The sequence below is a fragment of the Mesorhizobium terrae genome, assembly GCF_008727715.1.
Classification (GTDB): domain Bacteria; phylum Pseudomonadota; class Alphaproteobacteria; order Rhizobiales; family Rhizobiaceae; genus Mesorhizobium; species Mesorhizobium terrae.
Genome location: NZ_CP044218.1, coordinates 1,897,981 through 1,920,919, shown reverse-complemented (window position 1 = coordinate 1,920,919; position 22,939 = coordinate 1,897,981). Strand labels below are relative to the sequence as shown.

Annotated in this window: 33 protein-coding genes; 32 read left to right on the top strand and 1 reads right to left on the bottom strand. The window is 64.0% G+C overall.

Going from position 1 to position 22,939, the window contains the following annotated elements; all coding sequences use genetic code 11:
- Nucleotide 1 precedes the first annotated feature (1 nt).
- Genes FZF13_RS10455 through FZF13_RS10440 form a run of 4 tightly spaced genes read left to right on the top strand, consistent with a single transcriptional unit; the run spans nucleotide 2 to nucleotide 1,750 of the window.
- Nucleotides 2-682, top strand: a complete 681-nt coding sequence (locus tag FZF13_RS10455; protein ID WP_024923218.1) for a DUF7168 domain-containing protein — start codon at nucleotides 2-4, stop codon at nucleotides 680-682.
- A complete protein-coding gene (locus tag FZF13_RS10450; protein WP_024923219.1) occupies nucleotides 679-888 on the top strand; it encodes a hypothetical protein in 210 nt (69 codons plus the stop codon). Before FZF13_RS10455 ends, FZF13_RS10450 begins: the two co-directional genes overlap by 4 nt.
- Nucleotides 885-1,514, top strand: a complete 630-nt coding sequence (locus FZF13_RS10445; RefSeq protein WP_024923220.1) for a regulatory protein GemA — start codon at nucleotides 885-887, stop codon at nucleotides 1,512-1,514. The genes FZF13_RS10450 and FZF13_RS10445 overlap by 4 nt, the downstream gene beginning before the upstream one ends.
- Nucleotides 1,511-1,750, top strand: coding sequence for a hypothetical protein (locus tag FZF13_RS10440; RefSeq protein ID WP_024927833.1), 240 nt, complete (start codon nucleotides 1,511-1,513; stop codon nucleotides 1,748-1,750). The genes FZF13_RS10445 and FZF13_RS10440 overlap by 4 nt, the downstream gene beginning before the upstream one ends.
- A 15-nt stretch (nucleotides 1,751-1,765) precedes the next feature.
- Here FZF13_RS10440 and FZF13_RS10435 read toward each other — a convergent pair whose 3' ends face one another.
- The gene (locus FZF13_RS10435) at nucleotides 1,766-2,083 is read right to left on the bottom strand and encodes a hypothetical protein (protein WP_024923222.1); all 318 of its coding nucleotides are present in this window, start codon (nucleotides 2,081-2,083) and stop codon (nucleotides 1,766-1,768) included.
- 74 nt (nucleotides 2,084-2,157) lie between these two features.
- On the opposite strand from FZF13_RS10435, the gene FZF13_RS10430 reads away from it, so the two are divergent.
- From FZF13_RS10430 to FZF13_RS10305, 28 genes are all read left to right on the top strand, one after another.
- Nucleotides 2,158-2,529: a hypothetical protein gene (locus FZF13_RS10430; protein ID WP_024923223.1), complete on the top strand. Its 372-nt coding sequence runs from the start codon at nucleotides 2,158-2,160 to the stop codon at nucleotides 2,527-2,529.
- 105 nt (nucleotides 2,530-2,634) lie between these two features.
- Entirely contained in the window at nucleotides 2,635-3,387 is a 753-nt protein-coding gene (locus FZF13_RS10425; RefSeq protein WP_024923224.1) for a glycoside hydrolase family 108 protein, read from the top strand.
- Nucleotides 3,387-3,917, top strand: a complete 531-nt coding sequence (locus tag FZF13_RS10420) for a hypothetical protein (protein ID WP_024923225.1) — start codon at nucleotides 3,387-3,389, stop codon at nucleotides 3,915-3,917. Before FZF13_RS10425 ends, FZF13_RS10420 begins: the two co-directional genes overlap by 1 nt.
- Complete coding sequence (locus FZF13_RS10415; protein ID WP_024923226.1) at nucleotides 3,914-4,138, top strand: TraR/DksA C4-type zinc finger protein; 225 nt, start codon at nucleotides 3,914-3,916, stop codon at nucleotides 4,136-4,138. The genes FZF13_RS10420 and FZF13_RS10415 overlap by 4 nt, the downstream gene beginning before the upstream one ends.
- On the top strand, nucleotides 4,135-4,497 hold the full coding sequence (locus tag FZF13_RS10410) for a DUF2730 family protein (RefSeq protein ID WP_024923227.1): 363 nt from the start codon (nucleotides 4,135-4,137) through the stop codon (nucleotides 4,495-4,497). The genes FZF13_RS10415 and FZF13_RS10410 overlap by 4 nt, the downstream gene beginning before the upstream one ends.
- Nucleotides 4,494-4,808: a VpaChn25_0724 family phage protein gene (locus FZF13_RS10405; protein ID WP_024923228.1), complete on the top strand. Its 315-nt coding sequence runs from the start codon at nucleotides 4,494-4,496 to the stop codon at nucleotides 4,806-4,808. Before FZF13_RS10410 ends, FZF13_RS10405 begins: the two co-directional genes overlap by 4 nt.
- A complete protein-coding gene (locus tag FZF13_RS10400) occupies nucleotides 4,808-5,398 on the top strand; it encodes a phage protein Gp27 family protein (RefSeq protein ID WP_024923229.1) in 591 nt (196 codons plus the stop codon). Before FZF13_RS10405 ends, FZF13_RS10400 begins: the two co-directional genes overlap by 1 nt.
- Nucleotides 5,395-7,053, top strand: coding sequence for a hypothetical protein (locus tag FZF13_RS10395; RefSeq protein ID WP_024923230.1), 1,659 nt, complete (start codon nucleotides 5,395-5,397; stop codon nucleotides 7,051-7,053). Before FZF13_RS10400 ends, FZF13_RS10395 begins: the two co-directional genes overlap by 4 nt.
- Nucleotides 7,050-8,642 (top strand): DUF935 domain-containing protein, encoded by a 1,593-nt coding sequence (locus tag FZF13_RS10390; RefSeq protein ID WP_244431186.1) that lies wholly within the window; start codon nucleotides 7,050-7,052, stop codon nucleotides 8,640-8,642. Before FZF13_RS10395 ends, FZF13_RS10390 begins: the two co-directional genes overlap by 4 nt.
- A 122-nt stretch (nucleotides 8,643-8,764) precedes the next feature.
- Complete coding sequence (locus tag FZF13_RS10385) at nucleotides 8,765-9,895, top strand: phage head morphogenesis protein (protein ID WP_024923232.1); 1,131 nt, start codon at nucleotides 8,765-8,767, stop codon at nucleotides 9,893-9,895.
- Nucleotides 9,896-9,995: 100 nt separating this feature from the next.
- The gene (locus tag FZF13_RS10380) at nucleotides 9,996-10,493 is read left to right on the top strand and encodes a phage virion morphogenesis protein (RefSeq protein WP_024923233.1); all 498 of its coding nucleotides are present in this window, start codon (nucleotides 9,996-9,998) and stop codon (nucleotides 10,491-10,493) included.
- A gap of 68 nt (nucleotides 10,494-10,561) precedes the next feature.
- Nucleotides 10,562-11,617 carry a phage protease gene (locus FZF13_RS10375; protein ID WP_036254980.1) on the top strand — a complete coding sequence of 352 codons (1,056 nt, stop codon included), beginning with the start codon at nucleotides 10,562-10,564 and terminating at the stop codon, nucleotides 11,615-11,617.
- Entirely contained in the window at nucleotides 11,617-12,027 is a 411-nt protein-coding gene (locus FZF13_RS10370) for a hypothetical protein (protein ID WP_024923235.1), read from the top strand. The genes FZF13_RS10375 and FZF13_RS10370 overlap by 1 nt, the downstream gene beginning before the upstream one ends.
- Before the next feature lie 9 nt (nucleotides 12,028-12,036).
- Nucleotides 12,037-12,933 (top strand): Mu-like prophage major head subunit gpT family protein, encoded by an 897-nt coding sequence (locus FZF13_RS10365; protein WP_024923236.1) that lies wholly within the window; start codon nucleotides 12,037-12,039, stop codon nucleotides 12,931-12,933.
- A gap of 135 nt (nucleotides 12,934-13,068) precedes the next feature.
- Nucleotides 13,069-13,530, top strand: a complete 462-nt coding sequence (locus tag FZF13_RS10360) for an HI1506-related protein (protein WP_024923237.1) — start codon at nucleotides 13,069-13,071, stop codon at nucleotides 13,528-13,530.
- Complete coding sequence (locus FZF13_RS28905) at nucleotides 13,527-13,664, top strand: hypothetical protein (protein ID WP_161773059.1); 138 nt, start codon at nucleotides 13,527-13,529, stop codon at nucleotides 13,662-13,664. The genes FZF13_RS10360 and FZF13_RS28905 overlap by 4 nt, the downstream gene beginning before the upstream one ends.
- Nucleotides 13,649-14,092: a gp436 family protein gene (locus tag FZF13_RS10355; protein WP_244431185.1), complete on the top strand. Its 444-nt coding sequence runs from the start codon at nucleotides 13,649-13,651 to the stop codon at nucleotides 14,090-14,092. Before FZF13_RS28905 ends, FZF13_RS10355 begins: the two co-directional genes overlap by 16 nt.
- 2 nt (nucleotides 14,093-14,094) lie before the next feature.
- On the top strand, nucleotides 14,095-14,679 hold the full coding sequence (locus tag FZF13_RS10350) for a hypothetical protein (protein ID WP_024923239.1): 585 nt from the start codon (nucleotides 14,095-14,097) through the stop codon (nucleotides 14,677-14,679).
- Nucleotides 14,680-14,690: 11 nt separating this feature from the next.
- Nucleotides 14,691-14,930, top strand: a complete 240-nt coding sequence (locus FZF13_RS10345; RefSeq protein WP_024923240.1) for a DUF2635 domain-containing protein — start codon at nucleotides 14,691-14,693, stop codon at nucleotides 14,928-14,930.
- 2 nt (nucleotides 14,931-14,932) lie between these two features.
- On the top strand, nucleotides 14,933-16,429 hold the full coding sequence (locus tag FZF13_RS10340; RefSeq protein ID WP_245317514.1) for a phage tail protein: 1,497 nt from the start codon (nucleotides 14,933-14,935) through the stop codon (nucleotides 16,427-16,429).
- 13 nt (nucleotides 16,430-16,442) lie between these two features.
- Nucleotides 16,443-16,802, top strand: a complete 360-nt coding sequence (locus FZF13_RS10335; protein ID WP_024923242.1) for a phage tail tube protein — start codon at nucleotides 16,443-16,445, stop codon at nucleotides 16,800-16,802.
- Nucleotides 16,799-17,281, top strand: coding sequence for a hypothetical protein (locus FZF13_RS10330; RefSeq protein ID WP_024923243.1), 483 nt, complete (start codon nucleotides 16,799-16,801; stop codon nucleotides 17,279-17,281). The genes FZF13_RS10335 and FZF13_RS10330 overlap by 4 nt, the downstream gene beginning before the upstream one ends.
- Entirely contained in the window at nucleotides 17,278-17,409 is a 132-nt protein-coding gene (locus FZF13_RS29435) for a hypothetical protein (RefSeq protein WP_275040856.1), read from the top strand. Before FZF13_RS10330 ends, FZF13_RS29435 begins: the two co-directional genes overlap by 4 nt.
- 3 nt (nucleotides 17,410-17,412) lie before the next feature.
- Nucleotides 17,413-19,839: a phage tail tape measure protein gene (locus FZF13_RS10325; protein ID WP_137900348.1), complete on the top strand. Its 2,427-nt coding sequence runs from the start codon at nucleotides 17,413-17,415 to the stop codon at nucleotides 19,837-19,839.
- Nucleotides 19,836-21,086, top strand: a complete 1,251-nt coding sequence (locus FZF13_RS10320) for a DNA circularization N-terminal domain-containing protein (protein WP_024923245.1) — start codon at nucleotides 19,836-19,838, stop codon at nucleotides 21,084-21,086. The genes FZF13_RS10325 and FZF13_RS10320 overlap by 4 nt, the downstream gene beginning before the upstream one ends.
- A complete protein-coding gene (locus tag FZF13_RS10315; RefSeq protein WP_024923246.1) occupies nucleotides 21,083-22,279 on the top strand; it encodes a phage baseplate assembly protein in 1,197 nt (398 codons plus the stop codon). Before FZF13_RS10320 ends, FZF13_RS10315 begins: the two co-directional genes overlap by 4 nt.
- Nucleotides 22,279-22,671, top strand: a complete 393-nt coding sequence (locus FZF13_RS10310; protein ID WP_024923247.1) for a phage baseplate assembly protein — start codon at nucleotides 22,279-22,281, stop codon at nucleotides 22,669-22,671. The genes FZF13_RS10315 and FZF13_RS10310 overlap by 1 nt, the downstream gene beginning before the upstream one ends.
- A gap of 20 nt (nucleotides 22,672-22,691) precedes the next feature.
- Complete coding sequence (locus FZF13_RS10305) at nucleotides 22,692-22,937, top strand: PAAR domain-containing protein (RefSeq protein WP_244431183.1); 246 nt, start codon at nucleotides 22,692-22,694, stop codon at nucleotides 22,935-22,937.
- Nucleotides 22,938-22,939: the final 2 nt, after the last annotated feature.

Below are 22,939 nucleotides of genomic sequence, written 5' to 3'. Positions count from 1 at the left end.
AATGACCAGCCAAAAAATCCGCGACCGTATCCGGGCCCTTCGCGACAAGACGGCCGCGCGCGGCTGCACTGAAGCTGAGGCGCTCGCCGCTGCCGAGAAAGCCGCGCAGCTCATGCGCGACCATGGTGTTTCCGAGGCCGACATCGTTATGGATGAACAGTCTTCGGTCAGCGACCGTGGCCGCTCGATCAAGGCAAAGCTTTGGCCGGTGATCGCCTATTGCACCAATACGGCGCACGTCATCGTGAGCGTCAACGGTCGTTCCGAGGTCCAGTTTCTCGGTCATGCCCCTGGGCCGGAGATTGCCGTCTACCTGCGCCAAGTAGCAGAAGGTGCCGTCAATCGTGCGGTGCGCGAGTTCAAGACGACGACTTTTTACCGCCGTCGACGTGGCCTGAAGTCCAGGCGTGATGCCGTGGCCGACTTCACCGACGGCATGGTCATTCGCCTGCGATATCGGCTGTTCGAGATATTCGCCACCGTTGTTGACGGCGAAGCTAGAGAGCAGGCCGAAATCGCGCTCATGGAACGCCACCCCGAAACGCAAACGGTCAATCAGAGATCCGCGCCGCTGCGGCACCATGCTGCCCGATCGGCAGGATGGCGAGCTGGAGAGAGTGTCACGCTCGCACATGGCGTCAGCGGTTCAGAGGCGCCCTTGCAGATCGGCGGTGTGCGATGAGCACGATGATCCGCAAAATCGAAACCGCGCTTGCGGAGGCGATTAAGTACCGCCTGGCCGGTTCTGACATCATCACCGAGCCCGGTGGCGAACGCGTCGCCTGTGTTTACCACCATGGTTGCCCAAGCGAACACGGGGGCAGCGCCATCGCGGCGAAGGTCAATCTGACGGGCCTCGCGATCGACATCGAGAGGGCGCTGTCATGAGCGCCACCGCAGCAATCCACGTTGCCAAGAAACAGCTTGGTCTCGATGACGATACGATCCGCGACGTCTATGAACGCGTGACGGGCAAACGCTCGTTGCGGGACATGTCGTCGGTCGAGCAGAACAACGTTGTTCAGGAGCTGCGGCGCGGCGGCTTCAAACCCGCTTCGGTGGGTTCTCGAAAGCGCCTTGAAGGCAAGTATGCGGCCAAACTGCAGGCGCTGTGGATCGCGGCCTGGAACCTCGGCATCGTGACGAACAACGACGATCGGGCATTGATCGCCTTTGTCGAGCGGCAAACGGGCCTGTCGCATGTGCGTTTCCTCCACGATGCCGGCGATGCCGCCAAGGCTATCGAAGCCCTGAAAGCCTGGATGACGCGTGAGGCCGGCGTCGATTGGGCCGTCACCTTCGAGGCGGCGCATTGGCAGCGACTGCCGGGCGCGCAGGTCGCGCTCGCACAATGGCAGATCCTGTTCAAGGCCGGCCCCATGAGAGAGCGCGGCAGGGACTTCCGCAGCATCGTCGCACAGCTTGCGAAGCCTCTCGACCAGATGGTGAGTGAGGATTGGCCCGTCGTGATGAACGCGCTTGGCAAGCAGATCCGCGAGGTGAAGGCGCAATGAGCGATCGCCGTAGCCGCAGGATCCCAGTGTCGTTCGAAGTCATCGAGCAGTTTGCCGCCGTCGAGCTGGCCGCGCTGGTCGATGCTGGCGAGGCCAGCGGTACCTGGCGCCTGACAGAACACTGCACCGTGCAACGCCGTCGCGACGGCACCCTGACCGTCTGCCTCACATGGCATGGCGAAAACGGGCTGTCGCTGACCAAGGTGGTGCGTGGCGTTCAGCTGGAGGCCAACTGAATGGCCCTGGCGCGCCTACTTCGTGAAGCCGTAGCTCTTCGCGACGCGGGCAATCTGCGTGCAGTGTGCCGTTTTTTGCGAGGCGGACATCTCTTTCTGAAAGGCTTTAACGCCAATGACCTGCATGTTCAGGCTGGAGGCAAAGGTCATATCGTCAGCGGGCACATTCTTCTCGATGTACGCGGCGATTGCCGGTTGGTCGTAGTTCAAGCCACAGAATTCTTCTGCAGCCAGAACCGATCCAACATTGCTGACCACTTCGTAGCTGGCGGCAGCGCGCGCTTCGGTGACCACCAGGGTCAATACGCAGCAACCGAAATACCTGAGCTTCATACTACACACCCCCACAGAGGTGCGGACGCTAACACAACGCTGGACTCGGGTCACTATCCCCTGGCGAGGCCGGCATGAGTGACGACCGTCTCTCGGCCGAGTTGCAGAACTTGCTAGGCGAGCCAGCCTTCCTGGCGCTGGCCGAGGCGTTCGGCGGTACGCGGTTGTTCATCCCCTCGACCGACCGCGAAAACCAGCTGCTCCCCATCCTCGGCCGTGTCGCGGTCGACCAGCTCGCCGGCCGCTATGGCCGGTCCTATCTGCGGGTGCCTCTTGCGCGAGAGGCTCGGGCGCGCCACTATCGCGCCGCTGGAATGTCGAATGCCGAAATCGCCCGCAAGCTCGGGCTGACCGAAACGGGCATCGACAAGATGTTCCGCAGGATGGGTTTCCGCCCCATCAAAGGATCAGCGGATCCGCGCCAGCTTTTCCTGTTCGACGACTGATCCCGCCCGCCGATGCGGGCATGATACGCGCGCGCGACCACACGCATTCTGCAGGCATCTTGGCCGGCTGATCGCCCGGCCTTTCCTGCAGCCGGAGCGGTGTCGATGCGCGAGAATTTCCAAGCGAGCTTGAAGGTGACGCTCGCCTATGAGGGCGGCTGGTCGGATCATCCGAAGGATCCGGGCGGCGCCACCATGAAGGGGATAACGCTCGCCACCTACCGGCGCTACTTCCCCAGCGCCAACAAGACGCAGCTGCGCAACATCTCCACCGAGAACGTCGCCAAGATCTACCGCCAGGATTTTTGGCAGGCGGTCAATGGTGACACGCTGGAGGCGGGCGTGGATCTCGCCACCTTCGACGCGGCTGTAAACTCGGGGCCGGGCCGCGCAAAATCCTGGCTTAGGGCATCGGTCGGCGGACCCGCACATCAGACCGTGAAGCGGTTGTGTGCGAAGCGGCTGGGTTTCGTTCAGTCGCTCAAGATCTGGAGCACGTTCGGGCGCGGTTGGGGTGCTCGCATCGCCGCCATTGAAGCCAAGGGCGTGGCCTGGGCGCTCGCCCATGCGGCGCCGGCCACGACCGTCAAAGCCAAGCTCGCCGATGAACAGCAGGCGGCAACCAGGATCGCGAAGACGGCCCGGACCAGCGGCGGAACCGCAGGGGCTGCCACCGCCGGTGGCGGTGGCGACGTGCTGGTCAATCCGCACCATGCCGAGCAGCTGGCGGGCTGGGTGATTGGCGGCCTGCTGGTGGCTGGCGCGATCGTAGCGATTGTCCTCATCAGCCGTAGTGTGATCCATCGCCAGCGCGCCGCCGCCTATGCCGCCGAGGCCGACGCCATGGGGGTGCTGTGATGGACCCCGTCATCGGCACCATCCTGATCGAGGCGGCAACGCGGGTCGGCGCGCCGCTCGTCAAGTCGCTGCTGGAACGCTTCCTGGGCGATGGCGCGGCCGAGGTCGGCGGCATCGTCATCGACACGGTCGCCGAGAAGCTCGGCGTTCCCCCAGCGCAGATCCCGGACCAGCCGGCCGAGAAGATCGACGCGGCCGTCAAGGAGGTCGAAGGTCAGGCGCCGGACATCCTCGTGCAATGGAACGTCCAGCAGGCGCAGGCGATCGCCCTGCAGAAGGCCGAGATGGACAAGGTCGGTGAGCCGACCTGGATGTGGGCATGGCGGCCGGCCTGGATGTGGTTTCTCGGCTTTCTCTGGTTGTTCCGTTTCGTGGTGGTGCCGACCGTCGACGCTGGCGCCGGCTCCACGATGGCGACACAGCTGCCGTTCGACACGCTCTTCTGGCTGACCGCCACCTTCGCCGGCTTCTACATGGGCGGGCACACGCTGAAGGACACCATGACCAAGTGGCTGGGGCGTCCGCAGTGAAGCTCGGAAACTTCGCCTTTGAACTGGCCGATCTGCGCACCGAGCAGGAACGCGAAACCGGCATCCGCGCGGCCCAGGCTGCTCTTGCCGGTCATGGCTCGTCAACGTGCGTGGTGTGCCACGAAGAGATCGAGCCCGAGCGCCGCCAGGCACTTCCATCAGCAAAGCGCTGCTTGGCCTGCCAGCAGCGTCTCGAACGTTTCAAGCGGAGGCGCAATTGACGCCGGAAGTACTTGCCCCGTGGATCTCGTTGACCCTCAGCGTCATCGCGCTCCTGAGCATTGTCTATGGCTGGTTTACGTCTGGTGAGAAGGCAGTTGCCGCCGACCTTACCGCGCACAAGGAAGCCGTCAGCAAGGGCGTGAAAGAAGTGGGAGAGACCGTCTCCGATCTGGAGCGGCGCGTCCAGGCGTTAGAGGGCGAACTCAGGCACCTGCCTGATCGCGAACAAGCGCACCGAATGGAGATCGCCCTGGAGAAGCTCAACGGTCGTATCGACAACCTGGCTACTAAACTCGACCCGGTCTCCGCCATCGCCGATCGTTGGCAGGAACTCATTTTGGAGCAGGCAAAGAAATGACCTTCGATCGAGAAGCTGCCGACCGGATTTTTCGCGAGAGCGCTCGGCTCGCGATGCTGAAAATGCTGGCCGAGGAAACGGACGAAACACTCCCTTCAGACGTCATCGAAGTGCGCCTGGTACCCTTCGGCATTCGCCGGCCACGCGCTTGGGTACACGGCGAGCTGAAGTATCTCGAGGAGTTGGGCGCGGTCATCGCGACTGCTGCCGGAACGGTGATGGGCGCGACCCTGACCGAACTCGGGCGGCGTCACTTGCGCCGTGAGATCGCGATCGAAGGTGTGAAGCGCCCACTCAAGCCGGAGATCTGATGATGGCACGCGGTCGCGGACGCCTGTCGAATATTCAGCTTCTGCCTCGCGAGTGCGAGGGCGTTGTCGCATGGGCCGCCCAGGAACTTCAGAACAGCGATCGCACCCAAACCGACATCTACCAGGAGTTTTACACCAAGCTCGAAGCTCTGCAGGCCGAGTATCATGGCGAACTGGAGTTCAGCATTCCGTCGTTCCAGGCCTTCAATCGCTATTCGATGCGTCTTGCCGTGTTCGCCGCCGAGATCGAGCAGGCTCGGGAAATGACCAAAGCGATCGCGTCGCGCTTCGATGCCGAGGGTGAGGACGATCTTGCCCGAATGGGTGCGATGGCGATCAAATCCCTGGTGACGAACATCATTGCCAGCCGAGGCTCCAAGAACATCCTGCCGAAGGAGGCAATGAGCCTCGCCAACGCGTTGCGAGCTGCCGCCCAGGCGGAAGGCATTTCCACCGCCCGTCGCCTCAAGGTGGAAAAAGAATTCGCCGACAAGGTCGAAGAGACGGTCGAAACCGTCGCCAAGGTGGCGGGCCTGTCGCAGGAGCGTGCCGCCGAGATCCGAAAACAGGTTCTGGGGTTGCGATCATGACGGTGGCGGCAGCCAGAGACTTCGTGAGAGGAGAGGACGCGGCCAAGCCCGTCCTCTCTCGCGATCCCGAGCAGCTTCCCGTCGAGTTGCCACGCGGGTCCGAGCTGCCGGCCGACCACGATCCGCTGGCCGATGGCATCCTGATGCTGCATCAGAAGGAGTGGTTGGAAGATCGCTCCGACCTGAAAGTTGCGGAGAAGGGCCGCCGCACGGGCATCACCTATGCCGAGGCGCTCGACGACACCATCATCTCTGCCAGCAAGCGCGGTGAAGGTGGCGACAACGTCTTTTACATCGGCGACACCAAAGACAAGGGCCGCGAGTTCATCGGCTATGTCGCCCACTTCGCCAAGATCGTCGCGAAGGAACTGGTCGCCATCGAGGACTTCATGTTCGAGGACGAGCAGGCAGACGGCTCGACCAAATACATTTCCGCGTATCGCGTGCGCTTCGCCTCGGGCTACCGTGTCGAGGCGCTGTCGTCGAACCCTGCCAACATTCGCGGCTTGCAGGGCATCGTCGTGATCGACGAGGCGGCCTATCACCGCGACGTGCGGGCCGTCATCGATGCCGTCAACGCACTGCTGATCTGGGGCGGCAAGGTTCGCGTGATCTCGACGCACAACGGTGTGCTGAACGCCTTCAACGAGCTGATCCGGGAAGCGCGAGCCGGCAAGAACCCGTTCAAGATCCATCACATCCCGTTCCAGGCCGCCGTCGACAACGGCCTCTATCAACGTGTCTGCCTGACACGCGGCTGGACCTTCAGCATCGAAGCCCAGGCGAAATGGGAGCAGCTGATCCGAGGTTCCTACGGTGCGCGCGAAGCCCAGATGCAACAGGAGCTGGACGCGATACCTGCCGATGCCCAGGGCGCTGCGCTGACCCGTGTCGTCATCGAGCGGGTGAAGGATCCGACCGTTCCCGTGGTGCGGGTTCAGCTGCCAGACAGCTTCAAGTCGCTCGACAAGAGTATGCGCGAAGCCGTGATCCGCGACCTCTGCCGGGAGAAACTTAAGCCGATCCTGGACAAACTCGATCCTGACCGCGCCCATGTCTTCGGCATGGACTTCGCCCGCAGTGGCGACGTCTCGGCACTGAAGGCCGATGAGATCGGCCAGGACACGGTGCGCCGCTGCCGCCTCGTCCTGGAGCTGCGCAACGTTCCCTACGAAGCGCAACGCGATATCCTCTTTTATGTCGGCGATAACCTGCCGCGCCTTTCTGGCGGTGCGCTCGATGCGACCGGCAATGGCGGCTACCTGGCTGAAGTTGCGGCGCAGCGCTGGGGCGAGTGCATCGTCGAGGTGAAGCTCTCGGCCGAATGGTATCGTGAAAACTCACCGCGTTATGTCGAGGCCTTCGGCGACCTCACCGTGACGATCCCGGCTGACGAGGATGTCATCCGCGATCACCAGGCGCTGCAGTACGTGAATGGCATCATCAAGGTGCCGGATGATCATCGCCACAAGGGTGAGGACGGGCTCGATCGACACGGCGACACGGCGATCGCCGGTATCCTCGCCTGGTTCGCCTCACTGCAGATGACACTCTCCTACGGCTACGAAAGCGCACGTCCCGGCGCGAGTGACAGCCGTGGTGGCGATGATCGGCGCGAACGTTCCATCGATGTTGAAATGCGAGGCCGGCTATGAACCTCAAATCCCTGATGCGCGCCGTTGGCCAGCGCCTGGTCGACGCCAGCGGCAACAAGCTGACCGATGCCGAAGTGACAGAAGAGCGCGCAGGCCCGACGACAGTCGGTGTTCGCGATCCGATCTCCGGTCATCCGGCCGACGGCCTGACCCCGGCGCGGCTGGCCGCAATCCACCGCGAAGCGGCGATGGGGGAGCCGCTGCGGTATCTGGAGCTGGCCGAGGACATCGAGGAGCGAGATCTGCACTATGCCGGTGTGATGGCAACGCGGAAGCGCTCGGTTTCGCAGCTGCCCATCACAGTGACTGCCGCCTCGGACGCTACCGAACACAAGAAGCATGCCGAATACGTCCAGTCATGGATCAACGACGGCGTGTTGCAGGCCAGCCTATTCGACATGCTTGATGCGATCGGCAAGGGCTTTTCGGTTCTTGAGGCGGACTGGCAGTCTCACATGGGGCATACCTGCCCGCGCGAGTTTATTTATCGACCGCAGCGTTGGTTCACGTTCGACCGCACTGACGGGGAAACGGTGTTGTTGCGGGAGGCGACCGGCGACCAGCCGCTGGCGCCACACAAGTTCGTGGTGCACCGGCACAAGTCCAAATCTGGCCTGACCATCCGCTCGGGCATCGCCCGCGTCGCCAGCTGGGCATGGATGTACAAAGCGTTCACGGCGAAGGATTGGGCGATCTTCGTGCAGAACTATGGCGCACCGATCCGCATCGGTCGCTACGGGCGCAACGCCTCGAACGACGAGAAGGACATATTGTGGCGCGCGGTGTCGCAGATCGCCGGTGATTGCGCTGCGATCATCCCGCAGGACATGTCGATCGAATTCCAGGAAGTCGCGGCCAAGAGCGCGAGCACCGACCTGTTCGAGCGCCGAGCCGACTGGATGGACCGCCAGATATCGAAAGCGGTGCTCGGCCAAACCACCACCACGGACGCAGTCTCGGGCGGCCATGCGGTTTCCAGGGAGCACCGGCTTGTCCAGGAAGACATCGAGCGTTCCGACGCCATCGCGTCCTCGACCACGACCAACCGGCAGATTGTGCCCAACCTGGTTGCATTCGAGTTCGGCCCGCAGGACCACTATCCCACAGTCTCGATTGGACGGCCCGATGAAGTGCCCTTGAAGGAGTTTTCCGAAGCCTTCGACAAGCTCGGCAAGCACGGCCTGACCGCACCCATCACCTGGGTGTGGTCCCGCCTTGGCATTCCCGCACCGAAGGCGGGCGAAGAAGTGATCGGCGGCCGCCAGCCCGTACCGGCGAAAACAAGCGAACCGCAGACGAATTCGGTCTCCGACTTGCTGCGCACCCGCCACGCACGGGAGCAGACGGACACGATCGTCGAGCAGCTCACCCAGCGCATCGAGAACGACGCGGCCGGCGCCATGGCTGGATTGACCGATGAGATCCGCGCGATCCTGGAGAACGCCACCGACCTGGCCGACGCTGCCGAAAAACTGGCCCAGCTCGACCTGAAGCCGGAAGCCCTGGCTGTTGCCATGGCGCGGGGCATGGCGCTTTCGCATCTCGCCGGCCAGGCTGCCCTGGTCGACGAGTTGACAGGCCGCAAATGACCAGCCGCAGAAACGGCCCAGGAACGCGCTCGGCGCTGTGGACGGCCCGAGATAGCGACCGAGCCCTCAAAGCGCGTTCACGGGCTTTGAACAGCCCCTTATTTCGAGGCTAAGAACCGGTCATGGCCGACGCGAACACCAGTGCGCTCGATCTGCCGTTCGACGCGGCCATTCGGTTCTTCCGCGACAAGGCGTCGCTGACGACCAGGTCGTGGACGGATGTCTATGCGGCGGCTCATTCTCGCGCCTTCGTGGTGGCGGGTGCCGCGACCGACGCGCTGGTGGCCGACTTCCGCCAGGAGATCGCCAAGGCTCTCGAAAAAGGAACCACGCTGGCCGAGTTCCGCGGCGCCTTCGACGATATTGTTAAGCGCAACGGTTGGGACCACACCGGAAGTCGCAATTGGCGATCTCGGATCATCTTCGACACCAATCTGCGCACCGCCTATGCGGCCGGCCGCTACGCCCAGCTGACCGAGCCCGACACGCTGGAGGCTTTCCCTTACTGGCAATACAACCACTCCGGCGCGCTTCATCCGCGCAAGGAACACCTCTCCTGGGATGGCAAGGTGCTGCGGGCCGACGATCCATTCTGGGCGACGAACTATCCGCCGAACGGTTGGCATTGCGGCTGTTTCCCAACGGCGGTCTCCGACCGTGACCTGAAGCGCCAGGGCAAGCGCGGCCCCGATCCTTCGCCGGACCTGCTGTTTCGCGCCGAGGAAGTCGGCGGCAAGCGCGTCATGGTGCCGTTCGGCGTCGACCCCGGCTTTGAATACAATCCGGGTCAAGCATGGCTGTCGCGGACTTTGCCCGGATCCGAAACCGTAGCAGCCGCTCCAGGCATGATCGAGCGGTTCGCAAAGATGGCGGTCGGTGGGCAGTGGCCTGGCAACAGCTGGGTGCCTGCCGCGCTGACGCCGCGCCGGCTGGCCGGTCCCCTGGGCGTCGATGTGGCCAGCGAGGTCAGGCTGTCGGCCGACACCATCCGCTCCCACGTCAAGCACCGCCACGCGACGCCCGAGTTTTACGGGACCGCGCCCGAACATCTTGTCGAAAAGGGCGAACTGATCGAACGCGACGACGGGCGATTGTTGCTGCATGCCACGATCGACGGCGAGCCTTACGCGGCCGCGCTCAAGGTTGTGCGCCGCCAGAATGGCGACGAGGTCTATCTGCTTTCGCTAAGGCGCACCAACGCCCGCCAGATCGCGCGGTTGCGCGACGAGGGAAAGGTGCTGACCGGAAAATGAAAAATGCGCCGGAGTGGCCGGAAATACCACCCAAGTCCCGAAGGACCGCTTCCTGCTCGGCGCACCGCCAATATAGGCCCGGTGCCGGATTGAGGCAAGCATGAGCGGCGTGACGCTGGAAACCCGGATTACCGACCACGGCGTTGGCCAGGCCTTCACCAGCCTGATCGGGCTGATGGGCAACACCACGCCGATCATGTCGGCGATCGGCACCGGCATGGTCTCGTCGACGCATCGCCGGTTCATTTCGCAAACCAGCCCCGACGGCGAGGCTTGGGCCTCCCTCAACACCGAATACAAAAAGATGAAACGCAATGCGCGGATCCTGACCGAGAGCGGCAGGCTTCGCGACAGCATCTCCAGCCAGCCAGGCCGTGACCATGTGCGCGTCGGCACCAACGTGATCTATGGAGCCATCCACCAGTTCGGCGGCACCATCGTGCCGAAGAACGCTTCGCACCTGGTTTTCCGTTTGGCCACTGGCGTGGTGTTGGCCAAGTCTGTTACGCTTCGCGCACGACCCTATCTGGGCATCTCCGACGACGACGAGGAGATGATCGCCGACATCGTCTTCCGGTTCCTTCGCCGCTTCCAGTAGAGAAAAGCCATTCCTGCCCGCCTTGGCGGGCATGATACCAGCGCACGCGCCGGGCCATTGTCGGTCCGATGAAAACGGTCCTCAACTCCATCACCCACAGCATGCTGGCCGGCACCGCCGCTGGCGGCGTTCCCGAGTTCATTCATCTGCTGCCGGCCGGCACGTTCTCCGGCGTCGATGGTCGCGGTCCCTACGAGCTTGGCGATGTCGCAAAGCTGATAGCGACCTCGCTGCCGGCAGGCCGCAAGCTGCCGATCGACATCAACCATTCCATCGATCTGCTCAACAAGACCGGCAAGGAGACGCCCGCCGTTGGCTGGATCGTAGCCCTGGAAGGTCGCGATGACGGCATCTGGGGCAAGGTCGAGTGGACTGCCAAGGGGCAGCAGGCGCTTGCCGACAAGGAATACGGGTTTGTCTCACCCGTGTTCAATGCATATGCCGCGAAGCCGCACCGTGTCGTGCAGCTGCTGCGCGCCAGCCTGACGAACGACCCCAATCTGCAGCTGGCCGCCCTTCACACCCGAGATCATTCACAAACCGACGGAGATCCAGCAATGGACGAAGATCTGAGGAAGGCGCTTGGCCTTCCCGAGACGGCCGACGAGGCGGCGATCCTTGCCGCCCTTGAAGCCGCAATAGCCGCATCCACCGGCGCGGTGGCGACCATGTCGCGCATTGCGACGGCGGCCGGCCTCCAGGCGGGGGCAACCGCCGACGAAGTGGTCACCGCCCTGCAGGCGCGCGCCGGTGCCGGCGACGATGCCGAAAACGCCCAGCTCCGCGACCAGGTCAAGGAGCTGAACACGCGGCTGACCACCGAGGTCAACGCCCGCGCCAACGAACGCGCGGTCACCGCCATCGACAAGGCCATCGAGGACGGCAAGCTCGTGCCGGCCCTGCGTGATCGCTTCATCACCCGCCACATGAAGGATCCGGCCGATGTCGAGGCCGAGATCAAGCTGATGCCGTCGCTGAACAGTGGCGGCCTCGGCAATCGCCGCATGGTCGAGGAAGGCGGCGCCTCGCTCTCCGACGCCGACGACACGGTCTGCAACCTCATGGGCCTCGATCCCGTGAAGTACGCCGAGGCCGCAAAGCAGTTGCAGAAGGAGACGCACTGATGCCTGCGCTGGGTTCCGATCGCGATACTAAGCAGCGCAGCGGCGAGATCCGCGAACTGCCGGTCAAAGGTGCCACCGTCCTCTATGCCGGGGCGATGGCGGCCGTGAATGCGGCCGGCCTGGTCGTGCCGATGGCGACTGCCCTTGGCCTGCGCGGGCTTGGCCGCGTTGAGCGCCGCGCCGACAATTCGGCGGGCGCGGACGGCGCGCTCCGGGCACGGGTCGGCGCGGGTGTCTACCGTTTCGCCAACTCCGCCGCCGCCGACCAAATCACCGCTGCCGATATCGGCAACGATTGCTACGGCGTGGATGACCAGACGGTCGCAAAGACCAATGGCGCCAACACCCGTTCGGTCGCCGGCAAAATCTACGACGTGGACGCCCAGGGCGTCTGGGTCAAGTTTTCCTAGGAGCCCTCGATGCTGATCAATTCGACTTCTCTGCGCTCGCTCTACACCGGCTATTCGACGGCGTTCCAGGGCGGCTTTACGGGCGTTGCGCCCATGTACCAGCGCGTCGCCACGACGGTGAATTCGACGACGCGCGAAAACGAGTATGGCTGGCTTGGCCAGATGCCGCGCTTCCGTGAGTGGATCGGCGATCGCCAGGTCAATTCTCTGAAGACCCACGGCTACACGATCAAGAACAAGCCGTTCGAAAACACCGTCGGCGTGGATCGCGACGACATCGAAGACGACAACATCGGCATCTACACGCCGCTGTTTACGGAACTTGGCCGCGCGTCGGCGAGCTTCCCGGACGAACTGGTGTTTCCGTTCCTGAAGGCTGGCTTCAACACCACCTGCTACGACGGCCAGTATTTCTTCGACACCGACCATCCTGTTGTCGACGAGAACGGCGGCGAGACGTCCGTGTCCAATTCGGGCGGCGGCAATGGCACGCCCTGGTTCCTGCTCGACGTGTCGCGTGCCCTCAAGCCCGTGATCTACCAGAGCCGCAAGAAGTTCGACCGCCTGGTTCGCAAGGACCAGGAGACCGATGACAACGTCTTCAGCCGCAAAGAATTCGTCTACGGCACCGATGGCCGTTGCAATGTCGGCTTCGGCTTCTGGCAGATGGGCTACGGCTCGAAACAGACACTTGACCCGGCTGCCTACGAAGCTGCCCGCGTCGCAATGGGTGGGTTCAAGGGTGACAACGGTCGGCCACTCGGCATCGTACCGAACCTCCTGGTCGTGCCGCCGTCTCTCGAAGGTGCCGGCAAGCGCATCTTGCAGTCGGCCCTCATCAATGGCGGCGAGAGCAACCCGTGGGCCAACACCGCCGAACTGCTGGTGGTCCCCTGGCTTGCATGACGAAATAGGCAGCGGCCGCGAGGACCGTCCGCAGCCTACGACCCGACGCCTGGGCGGGATGCCCATCGGCGTCGGGTCTCTCAAAAAGGGCCGACCATCGACCCCTTTTGCGAGACCCGAAGCAAGGAACCGGACATGACCAGGAAAACCGACGCGGCCGATGACGCCAACAAGGCGAAAGACCAGGCCTCGACCAATTCGACGCATACCCCCGGAGAGAGCGACCAAAGCGGGGCCGGCAATACGGCCGGTCCCGCAGGTGCTCAAAGCACGGAAGAGTTGATGGCGGCCGGCGCCGAGGCCTCGCGTCGCCAGATGGCCGAGGTGCGTGAACGGCTGCGCGAGGACAGGGACGCATTCCGGGCTACGTTTCCGAAGTTTTCCGCCGCGATCGACGCCTGGGAGGAAAGCGATATGCCCAACCCGACGGCGCTGCGCATCATCTCCAAGGTCAACGGCTTTCGCAGGGCTGGTGTCGTTCATTCGATGGACGGCGTGGACCATGGGCTCGACGTGTTCACGTCGCCGGCACAGCTCGAACAGCTCTTCTCCGAGCCGAACCTGGTCGTGTCATTTGTCATTGGATCACAGGAATGATCAGCGACCACCCCAAAGTATTTTGGTTCGTGATGTTCGCGCTGTCGAGCGCCGCCGTGACGATCATCGCGGGCGAAATCTGGCTCACCTACTACCTGGTCAAGGAACTCGCGCTACCGTGCGGGGCCAACTGACCATGACCTACGCCACCGTCCAGGACATGGTCGACCGCTTCGGCGAAACCGAGATGATCCGGCTTTCGCGGCCGGAAGATCGCGACGCCACGACGGTGCTTGCCGCCAAGGTCGAGCTAGCGATTGCCGATGCGTGCGGGCAGATCGACGACTATCTGCGCGGCCGCTACCGCGTCCCGGTCGCCACCCCGGAAAAGAGCATCGTGCGCGCCACCTGCGTCCTGGCGCGCTACGACCTGGCCAAAGGCGAGCGGACCGATCCGACCGAGCCGATGCGCCTGGACCGCAAGGAGGTGATAGCCTGGCTTGATGGTATCGCGGCAGGCCGCATCAACATCGACGCGCCGCCAGCCGGCGAACTCGGTTCGACCGGCGCCCGCATCTCCGACCGCACCAATGTCTTCGATCACCAGAGATTGCGGGGCTGATCGTGGACCTGGCACTCGCTCCCATCCGCACCGTCGAGCCAGCAATCGAAGCCCGGTTGCGGCTGGCGTTTCCGTCGAAGACTTTTCAGATCAAGCGGGTGCCGCCCGTGCTCACGGTCAAGGAATTCGAGCGTGTGGTGCGACTGACGCCGTTCATTGGGCTCGCCTGGCTCGGCATCAAGCCGGATCCGGCATCCGGCCGGTTGCTGGCAGCCGCCATGCGTTGGCGCCTGACCATGATCGTGAAGGCGTCATCCAGTCTCGAAGCCCGTTTCAAGGGCGATCGAATGGATATCGGCATGGATGCCATGATCGACGTGGCGGCAGCCCTCCTGCAGGGCGCGGTCTTCGACGGTATCGGCGCCAGCGCGGTCACGGGAGCCGAGGCGGTCTATGCCGACGGCTGGAGCGATGACGCCACGGTCGTTGCGAACCTCGATTTCGAAGTCCGCTACCAATTCTCGCCGGCCGCCCTGCAGCTGAAGACCATCGACGATTTCACAGCGCTAGGGGTGACCTGGCTGAACGCGGACAGCCCGGCAGCCGGTGGCGTGGATGCTCCGCAAACCGTGCAGCCCAACAGCTAGGAGCAACAGACGTGCCCGAACAGAAACTGAAACTCGCGGAAGGCCGAACGGTGGCGATGGAAGACGGCCGCGCCTGGCCGGCCGAAGGCGCTACCGTCGAGGTCACCCTCTACATCCGCCGTCGCCTTGCCGACGGCGACCTGGTCGCGGCCGAGGACGAGGTGCCCGCCAAGCCGGCCGGCGCTGAACCCCTGGACCCGCCCGAGGATCCCGACAATTCCGGCCGCAAGGCCCGCAACGGAGGTAAATGAGCATGGAACCGATGATCTTCGACGAGATCCCGTATGACTGGCTGGAGCCGGGCACCTATATCGAGGTGAAGCCGAACTACCGGACGATGGGCATCTTGCCTTATCCGGTTCGCAATCTGATCGCCGGTCAGAAGCTTGCCGCAGGCACGCTCGCCCCCGGCCAGTTCGTGGAAGTGGTGCGCCCGGAACAGGCCATTGCGCTGTTCGGCCAGGGATCGATCGGCGCCGAGCAGGTGATCGCCTTCCGCAAGGCCAACAAGACGCAGCCTCTGTTCGTCACGGCGGTTGTCGACGATCCGGGCGCGGTAAAAGCCTCGGGCACGCTCACCTTTACCGGTGCCGTCGCTGCGGCCGTCGTCCTGCGCTTCAAGATTGCCGGCAAGGCGGTGCGGATCACGGCGCAGGCAGGTGCCACGGTCGCCACCATGGCGACCGCCCTGAAGGACGCCATCAACGCGGATCCGTCGCTGGTGGTAACCGCCGCGTCGAACGCAGGTGTCGTCACCGTCACCGCCCGCAATGGCGGCGAGGTCGGCAACGACATCGATCTGCGCGTCGACACTAAGGCGCAGCCGCTCCCATCAGGCCTGGCGGTCGCAATCGCGCCCATGGCTGGCGGCGCTGGCAACCCCAACCTGCAGCCGGTGCTCGATGCGATCGCCAACACCTGGTACACGGCGGTCCAGCATCCTTGGTCCGACGCCACCAATATGGGGGTGTTCGCGGCGTGGCTGGCTGAACGCTACAAGGCCATGTCGAAGCTCGATGTGCATGGCTACGTTGCCAAGCGCGGAAGCTTTGCCGCGCTCGGCGCCTTCGGCGATCTGACGAACTCGCCTTTCCTGACCGCTGCCGGCCTGAACAAGCCGCCGACCAGCTCGTGGATCCTGTCGGCGACACTGATGGGTTTGTGTTCGTTCCATCTCGCCAACGATCCGGCCCGCCAGTTGCGGTCTCTGGTCCTGCCCGGCGTCGAGGCGCCCGATCCGGTCGACCAGTTTGTCGAGGTCGAGCAGGATCTGCTCCTGCGCAAGGGCATTTCCACCTTCGACTGCCTGGCGGACGGCACGGTCACAGTCTCGCGCGTCGCCACCACCTACAAGGTCTCCAATCTCGGAGTGCCCGACCGCGCCTGGCTGGACATCATGGTCCCGGCGACCATGAGCCGGATCCGCTACGATTGGGCAGGTTACGTCACGCTGCTCTACCCGCGTTCCAAGCTGGTCGACGACGACAACGGTGCGGCCTTCACCAGCCGCAGCGACGGTGACGAAGATCCGGGCAATGGCGTGGTGACACCGCGCCGCATGCACGGCTCCTGGGCGGCTCGCTGTCGGCTCTACAACGACCGTGCCTGGATCGAGGACATCGCGCGGACGGTCAAGGAAAGCGTCTTCCAGCGCAACGTCGACGACAAGAACCGTCTGGAGAGCCGCCAGCAGGTCCGCATCGTCGGCAACCTGATGACGCTCGCCGGCTCGCTCGAATTCCAGGTTTAACAAGGAGGTTTAAATGCAGACGCTCGGCATCGTCGACATCGTCTGGCGCGGTCGGAACATTCCGGTCGAAAAAGGCGCCAAGATCAAGGTCGGCGGCATCAAGAACAATGTCGTCAACTACGGCAACAAGGCCGCTCGTGCTCAGGAGTTCGAGCCGTCGGAGGTGACGGCCACGACCAACCTGGAGCGCGGCCAGCGCTTCGGAAACCTCTGGGGTCCCGGCGAAGGGGAACTGCAGGTGCTGTGCGACACCGGCCAGACCTTCGTCATCGGGGACGCGTTCCTCACTGATCGCCCGGACGTGACGGGCGGCGAAGGCGGCAAGATCGAACTCAAATGGGCGGGCTCGGCGCCTGAAGAGGTGCTGGCATGAGCCGCCTGGTCAAGGAAGTCGCGATCGACTTGGACGAAGACCAGGCCGACAGCGCAGCGGCAGCGGAAACCGTTGTCGACGAAGACGGCCCGGTCCCGGCTGACGCGGAAACGGATGCCGACGTTGTCGACGAGGACATCGACCCGCTCGACCGCCTGCCTCCGCACGCGAAGAAGAACCAGGACGGCTCGGTTACCTTGCCGCTCAAGTTCCCGCGCGATCTCCAGATCCGCAAGAACGGCAAGGTCCGCACCGATCGTTATGAGCGTCTCGTCTTCCATCGGCTGAACGGCGCCGACCAGCGCGCGATTGCTGCCGCGAAAGAGGATGACATGAGCGTTGTTGCATTCGCCCGTTCCACTCGCATCAGCCAGGCGATCATGAACGCGCTGTTTGACAAGATGGACGGCGCCGACATCGCCGCCGGTGGCCAGGTGCTGAACAGTTTTTTCGCGACTGGCCGGACAACTGGCAGGTGATCCTGGGCGGGCTGGTCGACGGGACCGGCCTGTCGGCAGCCGAGGTCGACCAATTCACCGCCCGTGACGCCACCTTCTGGTGGAACGCGATCATGGCCTACCGCGAGGAGGTCTCAAAAAAGGAGTGAGGCGTGTCCGGCAGGTCGATGGCATTGGATGTGTTGGTGCGGCTCCGGGATCATCTCTCGGGGCCGCTCCGTTCGCTCAAGAACAACCTGTCCAGCCTGGTCGGTTTCGCGCGCAAGATCGGCGTCCTGGGCGCCGCTGTTGCCGGCATTTCCTTCATGGGACCGATCCAGGAAGCGGCGGCTTTCCAGCAGAAGCTGCTCGATATCGCCGGCACCGCGGAACTGACCGGCAAGGCGGCGTTTGCCTTCGTCGATCAGGCCGAGATCCGCTATGATGCACTTGCCTTCAAGATCGGCCAGCATTCCGACACCATCGCCGACGGCGTCGGGCAGATGATCGCAGCCGGCGTCAACCCGAAGCTGATTGACGCGACGATCGGCGACATCGGCCGCGCGACGACGGCCGCGAACGCCAGCTTCGCCGACATGTCCGGTGTCGGCATATCCATGCTGAACAATTTGAAGCTTCCGGCCGACCAGATGCGCGACAGCCTCGGCGCCCTGGTCGTCGCCGGCAAGCTCGGCTCCTTCGAGCTTAAGGATATGGCCGCCAGCTTCCCGAACCTCACCAGCGGTGTCGCGAAATTCGGCGTCAAAGGCCGCGAGGCGGTGAACTTCCTGGCGTCCGCCCTGCAGATTGCCCGCAAGGGCACAGCAGATCCGGCCACGGCCGCCAACAATCTGGCCAACTTCCTGGACAAGGCGCTGGCGCCGCTGACGAAGAAGAACTTCGAAAAGCATGGCGTCGACATCGAGGCCGTCATGATGGACGCCGCCGCCAAGGGCATGAACCCGATCGAGGCGGTGATCCAGAAGATCGGCAAGCTGACCGGCGTCAACGAAACCCAGATCGCGGGCTTCATGAAGAAGGCCAAGCAGAACGGGCTCGAAGGCGCGGAGGCGCTCGGCTATGTGCGCCAGCAGCTGGAGGCGATCGGCGCGGCCGGCAAGGTCGGCGAGCTGTTCCAGGACAAACAGGTTCTCGACTTCCTGGTCCCGTTCCTCGCCAATATCGACGAGTACAAGGACATCAAGTCCAAGGTGGCCGCCGCCACCGGCGCGATCACCGACGCGGACTTCGACACCCAGATGGCCGGCATCAACCGCCAGCTGACTATTTTCCGCGAGGTTGGCACCCAGGCCGTTCGTTTCGTCGGCATGGCCTTTGCGCAATGGCTGCCGACCTTGAACGAATGGGCTATCGCTGCCTTGGGCTGGCTTCGCGAATTCGATGCTTCGTCCGGTGGTATGGCAACCAAGATGCTCGTGTTCGCCGGCGCCGGCCTCGGCGTGGCCGCAGCACTCGGCGTGCTCGGCTTCGTCTTGCCGATCGTCGGCGCCGGCCTGGCCGCGATCGGCGCGCTGATCGGCATCATTCTGTCGCCGATCGGGTTGCTCATTGCGGCGCTCGCAGGCGGTGCGGCGTTCATCTGGAAGAACTGGGATCGGTTCGGCCCGCGCCTGATGCGGCTGTGGGATCGGGCCAAGCAGGGCTTCCGGTCATTGGCCGGCGATGTCGTCGATCGCGGTCGACGCATCATTGACGCCGGGCGCGATATGGTCAGCCAATATGGCCCGATGATCCAGCGCGGTTTCGAGCGCGCCTGGGCGGGTGCTGAGTTCGCCGGATCGAAATTCCTCGGCGGGTTCCAAAAGAACATCGCCGGCATCGGTGACAGCTTCTCGCGGTATGTCTCGGCCGTGGTCGAGGATTTCCGAATTCTGCGCGACATCGGCTCGAACATCGGCCAGATCGTCAGCAATGTCTTCGCCGGCAGCGGCATCGACTGGGGCAAGGTGTTCGGCGATATCGGTGGCTTCGTCGGCGGCCAGCTGAAGCAGACTGCCGATGACTTCGTCGAACTGGCAAGGTCGGTCGGGGATGTGCTGAAGGCGATCCGCGAGATCACCAACGCCCTGGCAACCGGTGAGCCAATCCCGTGGAGCAAGATCATGCCGGACGGCGTCGTCGCTGCGTATGAGAAGGTTGTAATAGTGATTAGCCAGGTGAAGGCGGCTCTCACTGACTTCGCGGCCTGGCTGTCCAAATTCTCCTTGCCCACGATCAACCTCAATCCGTTCGGTGCTGGTAGCAGTGCCAAGACTGGCGACGTCCTGCCGAACGGCACGCCGGCCGGAGATCCGAACAAGGTCGGCCCGAGCGGCATGCCGGAAGATCGCGAACGGGCCCTGCAAGACTTCACCGTGCCGCCGGTCCGCCCGCCTGCCAACAACAACAAGCAATCCTCGCTGCAGCCGGCCGCCAGCAGCCGTTTCGCCGCGATCGCGGCGCCGGTGCGCCAGGACGTCAATGTCGGCGGCGCCGTCCGCATCGTGGTCGACGGGCCTGCCAAGGTTGCGAGCGTGGCTTCGGACAATGCCGCCGTGCCCGTCCAGGCCGGCAGCGGACGCATGGTGGGCCGGGTATGATCTTCGACAGCGTCGCTCACGTTCTTCCGGGCTGCTTGCCCGCGTCCTTTCGCGGCATCGGCTTCTTCGTGCCGGACACTTCGACCGAAGCCGGTCGCAGGGTGGCGGAGCACTTGTTCCCAGGCACCGACCGTGCAGCCTATGACGATCTCGGCTTGCATCCAGCCGCCACCTCGATCGACGGCGTGCTGGTCGGCGATGACTATGTCGCCCAGGCGCGCACCCTGCGGGCCGCTTTCGAGCGTCCAGGTCCAGGCACGCTGATCCACCCCTGGTGGGGCGTCATGACCGTCATCCTGGGCGAGCCGGCCGAGATCTCGTTCTCATCGAGCGAGTTGCGGGTTGCGCGCTTCACCGCTTCCTTCAAACTGGCTCGAACCGGCTTCAACGGGTTCTTGAATTCCACTGCCGCCACTCTCCTCGGCGCGGCGTTGAACTTCGCGTCGACCCTCACAGCGTTGGGCAGCTCGCCGGCCAGCCGAACGATCTCGCGCGTTCAGGATCTCGCGACGCAGCGCTCAACCAGGCTGCTCAAGAGCGAGTGGCTCACCCTGCCGGCAGGAAGTGCCGCTGCCGTCGTTCGATCCGCCTTGCCGGGGTCGATGCCGGCCGGGCCGGCTGCGTTCACCAATGCGGCTATGGCGGTGACCGATACCGTTGTGCAGCAGCTGCAGGGCAATGACGATGCCGCCGTTTCGCCAGCAGCGGAGGCCCCAGTGCCGATTGCACCCGTGACGCCGGCACAGATCGTCGACCTGTTCATCGGCGCGTCACAGCGGTTCACTGTCCAGCACGCCGAGGCGCCTTCGACCACGGATAGCGTGCTGTTGCTCACCGCTGCAGGCGACCCACTGGGGAAAGCGGTCGGTCTCTCGGTCCAGATCGAGCATGCCAGCCGGGAGGATGCCCTGGCTTTGCGCGGCAGGCTGGTCGGCGCGATCGACGGCTTTACCGACGCGCTGGCCGGCATCGAGGACATGCAGTTTACGGCTGTCACGACCGCCGCCAGTCGCGCAGCCGGCGACCTGCGGGCCGCCGTGATCGCGGATATCAACGAGGCGATCGGCCGGCTGCCGTCCCTGATCGTGCGCACATACGATACCGAGACGGATGCCTTCGCGGTGGCCAACGATCTCTATGGCGACCGACCGGAGACGATCGAGGCCGGCTATCGCTCCCTGGTCGAGCGCAACCGACCGAGGCATCCGGCGATGTTGCAAGCCGGACGCGTCGAGGCGCTCAAATGAGCCTCACGTTGCAGATTAACGGCGTCCTCTATGAGGAATGGACCAGGGCCGAGGTCACCCGGAACCTGAAGGATTTTTCGGGGTCGTTTTCCTTCACACTCCGCGATGGCGTGCGCTCGATCTCGACTTTCGATTATGCATCGCCTCGGGCGATCTTCAGGGTACGGCCTGGAATGGAAGTGAAGTGTCTCGCTGACGGCGCCCTCGTCCTGCACGGCTACATCAAGAAGGTCGAGCCCAATATCGACGAGGAGCATGCGGAGGTCAGCATATCCGGGGAGGACAAGGCCGGCGACTTGATCGATTGCGCTGCCGTGCCCGAGGGGCCAGGCGAGTTCACCAACATAAAGCTGGAAGATGCCGTCAAGCGCATCGTCGCGCCATTCGGTTTGAACGTGCGGACCGAGATCGACACAGGCAAGCCCTTTCCCCGCTACGCGCTGGATCTCGGTGAGACGGGACACTCCGCAATCGAGAAAGGCGCGCGCCAGCGGCACGCCCTGGTGATGAGCGATGGCGTCGGCGGTGTTGTCATCACACGCACAGGTGCCAAGCGAGCGCCGGCCGATCTCACTCTGCCGGGCAATGTGAAGGGGTCACGCGCGACCTTCAGCCACGAGGGCCGTCACTCTAAGACGATCGTGCGCGGTCAGAGCGAGAAAGCCAGCGGTGATCGCGATAGTCGCTCGGCAGCGCTGACGCCAGGGACCGAGCCGGCCGATCCGGGAAATCGTCAACCCAGCGACGGATCCGCGTACGAGCGCGAGCGGCGTGGGACAGCCACCACAGGACGAGCGACGGACCCGGAGATCGAGCGCTACCGCCCGATCGTTCACTTGGCCCGTACACAGGCCGACGAACAGTCCGCCAATGACGAGGCTGACTGGCGCATGCGGACCGCCCGAGCAAATGCCGAAGAGGCCAACTATCGCGTTCACGGCTATTCGGTCGGTGGCCGCGTCTGGCGTGTCAATGAGATGACGTTCGTCTCCGACGCATTCCAGGGCATCGAGCGCGACATGCTGATTTCGACGGTGACGTTTCGGAAGGACGAAAGCGGTGAGGAAACCGAACTGACCGTCACGTCGCCGGAGGCCTACGACAAGAAGGCGTCGGGCTCGCGCCGCAAGAACCTCAAGGGCAAGAAGAGCGTCGGTACCGGCAAGCTCGACGGAACTGCGGAGAAACTGTGATGGACAAGGAAACCGCCGACAAGATGCGCGGCATGATCCGCCGATCGGTGCTGAAGAATGTTCGCGACGACGGCGAGACCCAGCGCTGCTCGGTTGAAGTCGCCGACGGCATCTGGCGCGACGATGTCGAGATCCTGCAACCGTTCGGCTTTGCCTCGTCGGTGCCGGAGGATGGCGCGCTGGCGATCGTGCTGTCGGTCGGCAGCGATGAAGGCGACCTGGTCGTCTTGCCTGTCGCCAACCCTTCGAAGCGCATGGGCGGCCTGAAGCCTGGCGAGGTCGGCATGTACAATGGGCATGGCGACAAGATGGTCATGAAAGCGGGCGGCGCGATCGAGATGGGCAGCGGCGCCAGCATCACGCTCAAGTCGGCTGCGGGGCACCTCGAATAATGGCGCAACTGATCGTTCGCTTGGGTGACACCTCAGATCATGGTGGCGCGGTTGTCTCCTCCAACACAAAATGGCCCTGCGAAGGAGCGCTGATCGCCCGCAAGGGTGACATGTTCAGCTGCCCGATACCTGGCCATGGGGTCAACCCGATCGTCACCGGCTCGGGCAAATGGAAATGCGAAGGCATGCCGATCGCGCGCCAGGGCGACAAGACGGCATGCGGCGCCAGCCTGATATCCGGCGCCAGCAAATGGGATTGCGCGTAAGA

What these genes read in the sequence shown, in the direction of transcription:
- FZF13_RS10455 (WP_024923218.1), top strand. Translation starts at nt 2, where the DNA reads ATGACCAGCCAAAAAATCCGCGACCGTATCCGGGCCCTTCGCGACAAG.
- FZF13_RS10450 (WP_024923219.1), top strand. Translation starts at nt 679, where the DNA reads ATGAGCACGATGATCCGCAAAATCGAAACCGCGCTTGCGGAGGCGATT.
- FZF13_RS10445 (WP_024923220.1), top strand. Translation starts at nt 885, where the DNA reads ATGAGCGCCACCGCAGCAATCCACGTTGCCAAGAAACAGCTTGGTCTC.
- FZF13_RS10440 (WP_024927833.1), top strand. Translation starts at nt 1,511, where the DNA reads ATGAGCGATCGCCGTAGCCGCAGGATCCCAGTGTCGTTCGAAGTCATC.
- FZF13_RS10435 (WP_024923222.1), bottom strand. Translation starts at nt 2,083, where the DNA reads ATGAAGCTCAGGTATTTCGGTTGCTGCGTATTGACCCTGGTGGTCACC.
- FZF13_RS10430 (WP_024923223.1), top strand. Translation starts at nt 2,158, where the DNA reads ATGAGTGACGACCGTCTCTCGGCCGAGTTGCAGAACTTGCTAGGCGAG.
- FZF13_RS10425 (WP_024923224.1), top strand. Translation starts at nt 2,635, where the DNA reads ATGCGCGAGAATTTCCAAGCGAGCTTGAAGGTGACGCTCGCCTATGAG.
- FZF13_RS10420 (WP_024923225.1), top strand. Translation starts at nt 3,387, where the DNA reads ATGGACCCCGTCATCGGCACCATCCTGATCGAGGCGGCAACGCGGGTC.
- FZF13_RS10405 (WP_024923228.1), top strand. Translation starts at nt 4,494, where the DNA reads ATGACCTTCGATCGAGAAGCTGCCGACCGGATTTTTCGCGAGAGCGCT.
- FZF13_RS10400 (WP_024923229.1), top strand. Translation starts at nt 4,808, where the DNA reads ATGATGGCACGCGGTCGCGGACGCCTGTCGAATATTCAGCTTCTGCCT.
- FZF13_RS10395 (WP_024923230.1), top strand. Translation starts at nt 5,395, where the DNA reads ATGACGGTGGCGGCAGCCAGAGACTTCGTGAGAGGAGAGGACGCGGCC.
- FZF13_RS10390 (WP_244431186.1), top strand. Translation starts at nt 7,050, where the DNA reads ATGAACCTCAAATCCCTGATGCGCGCCGTTGGCCAGCGCCTGGTCGAC.
- FZF13_RS10385 (WP_024923232.1), top strand. Translation starts at nt 8,765, where the DNA reads ATGGCCGACGCGAACACCAGTGCGCTCGATCTGCCGTTCGACGCGGCC.
- FZF13_RS10380 (WP_024923233.1), top strand. Translation starts at nt 9,996, where the DNA reads ATGAGCGGCGTGACGCTGGAAACCCGGATTACCGACCACGGCGTTGGC.
- FZF13_RS10375 (WP_036254980.1), top strand. Translation starts at nt 10,562, where the DNA reads ATGAAAACGGTCCTCAACTCCATCACCCACAGCATGCTGGCCGGCACC.
- FZF13_RS10370 (WP_024923235.1), top strand. Translation starts at nt 11,617, where the DNA reads ATGCCTGCGCTGGGTTCCGATCGCGATACTAAGCAGCGCAGCGGCGAG.
- FZF13_RS10365 (WP_024923236.1), top strand. Translation starts at nt 12,037, where the DNA reads ATGCTGATCAATTCGACTTCTCTGCGCTCGCTCTACACCGGCTATTCG.
- FZF13_RS10360 (WP_024923237.1), top strand. Translation starts at nt 13,069, where the DNA reads ATGACCAGGAAAACCGACGCGGCCGATGACGCCAACAAGGCGAAAGAC.
- FZF13_RS28905 (WP_161773059.1), top strand. Translation starts at nt 13,527, where the DNA reads ATGATCAGCGACCACCCCAAAGTATTTTGGTTCGTGATGTTCGCGCTG.
- FZF13_RS10340 (WP_245317514.1), top strand. Translation starts at nt 14,933, where the DNA reads ATGGAACCGATGATCTTCGACGAGATCCCGTATGACTGGCTGGAGCCG.
- FZF13_RS10335 (WP_024923242.1), top strand. Translation starts at nt 16,443, where the DNA reads ATGCAGACGCTCGGCATCGTCGACATCGTCTGGCGCGGTCGGAACATT.
- FZF13_RS10330 (WP_024923243.1), top strand. Translation starts at nt 16,799, where the DNA reads ATGAGCCGCCTGGTCAAGGAAGTCGCGATCGACTTGGACGAAGACCAG.
- FZF13_RS10320 (WP_024923245.1), top strand. Translation starts at nt 19,836, where the DNA reads ATGATCTTCGACAGCGTCGCTCACGTTCTTCCGGGCTGCTTGCCCGCG.
- FZF13_RS10315 (WP_024923246.1), top strand. Translation starts at nt 21,083, where the DNA reads ATGAGCCTCACGTTGCAGATTAACGGCGTCCTCTATGAGGAATGGACC.
- FZF13_RS10310 (WP_024923247.1), top strand. Translation starts at nt 22,279, where the DNA reads ATGGACAAGGAAACCGCCGACAAGATGCGCGGCATGATCCGCCGATCG.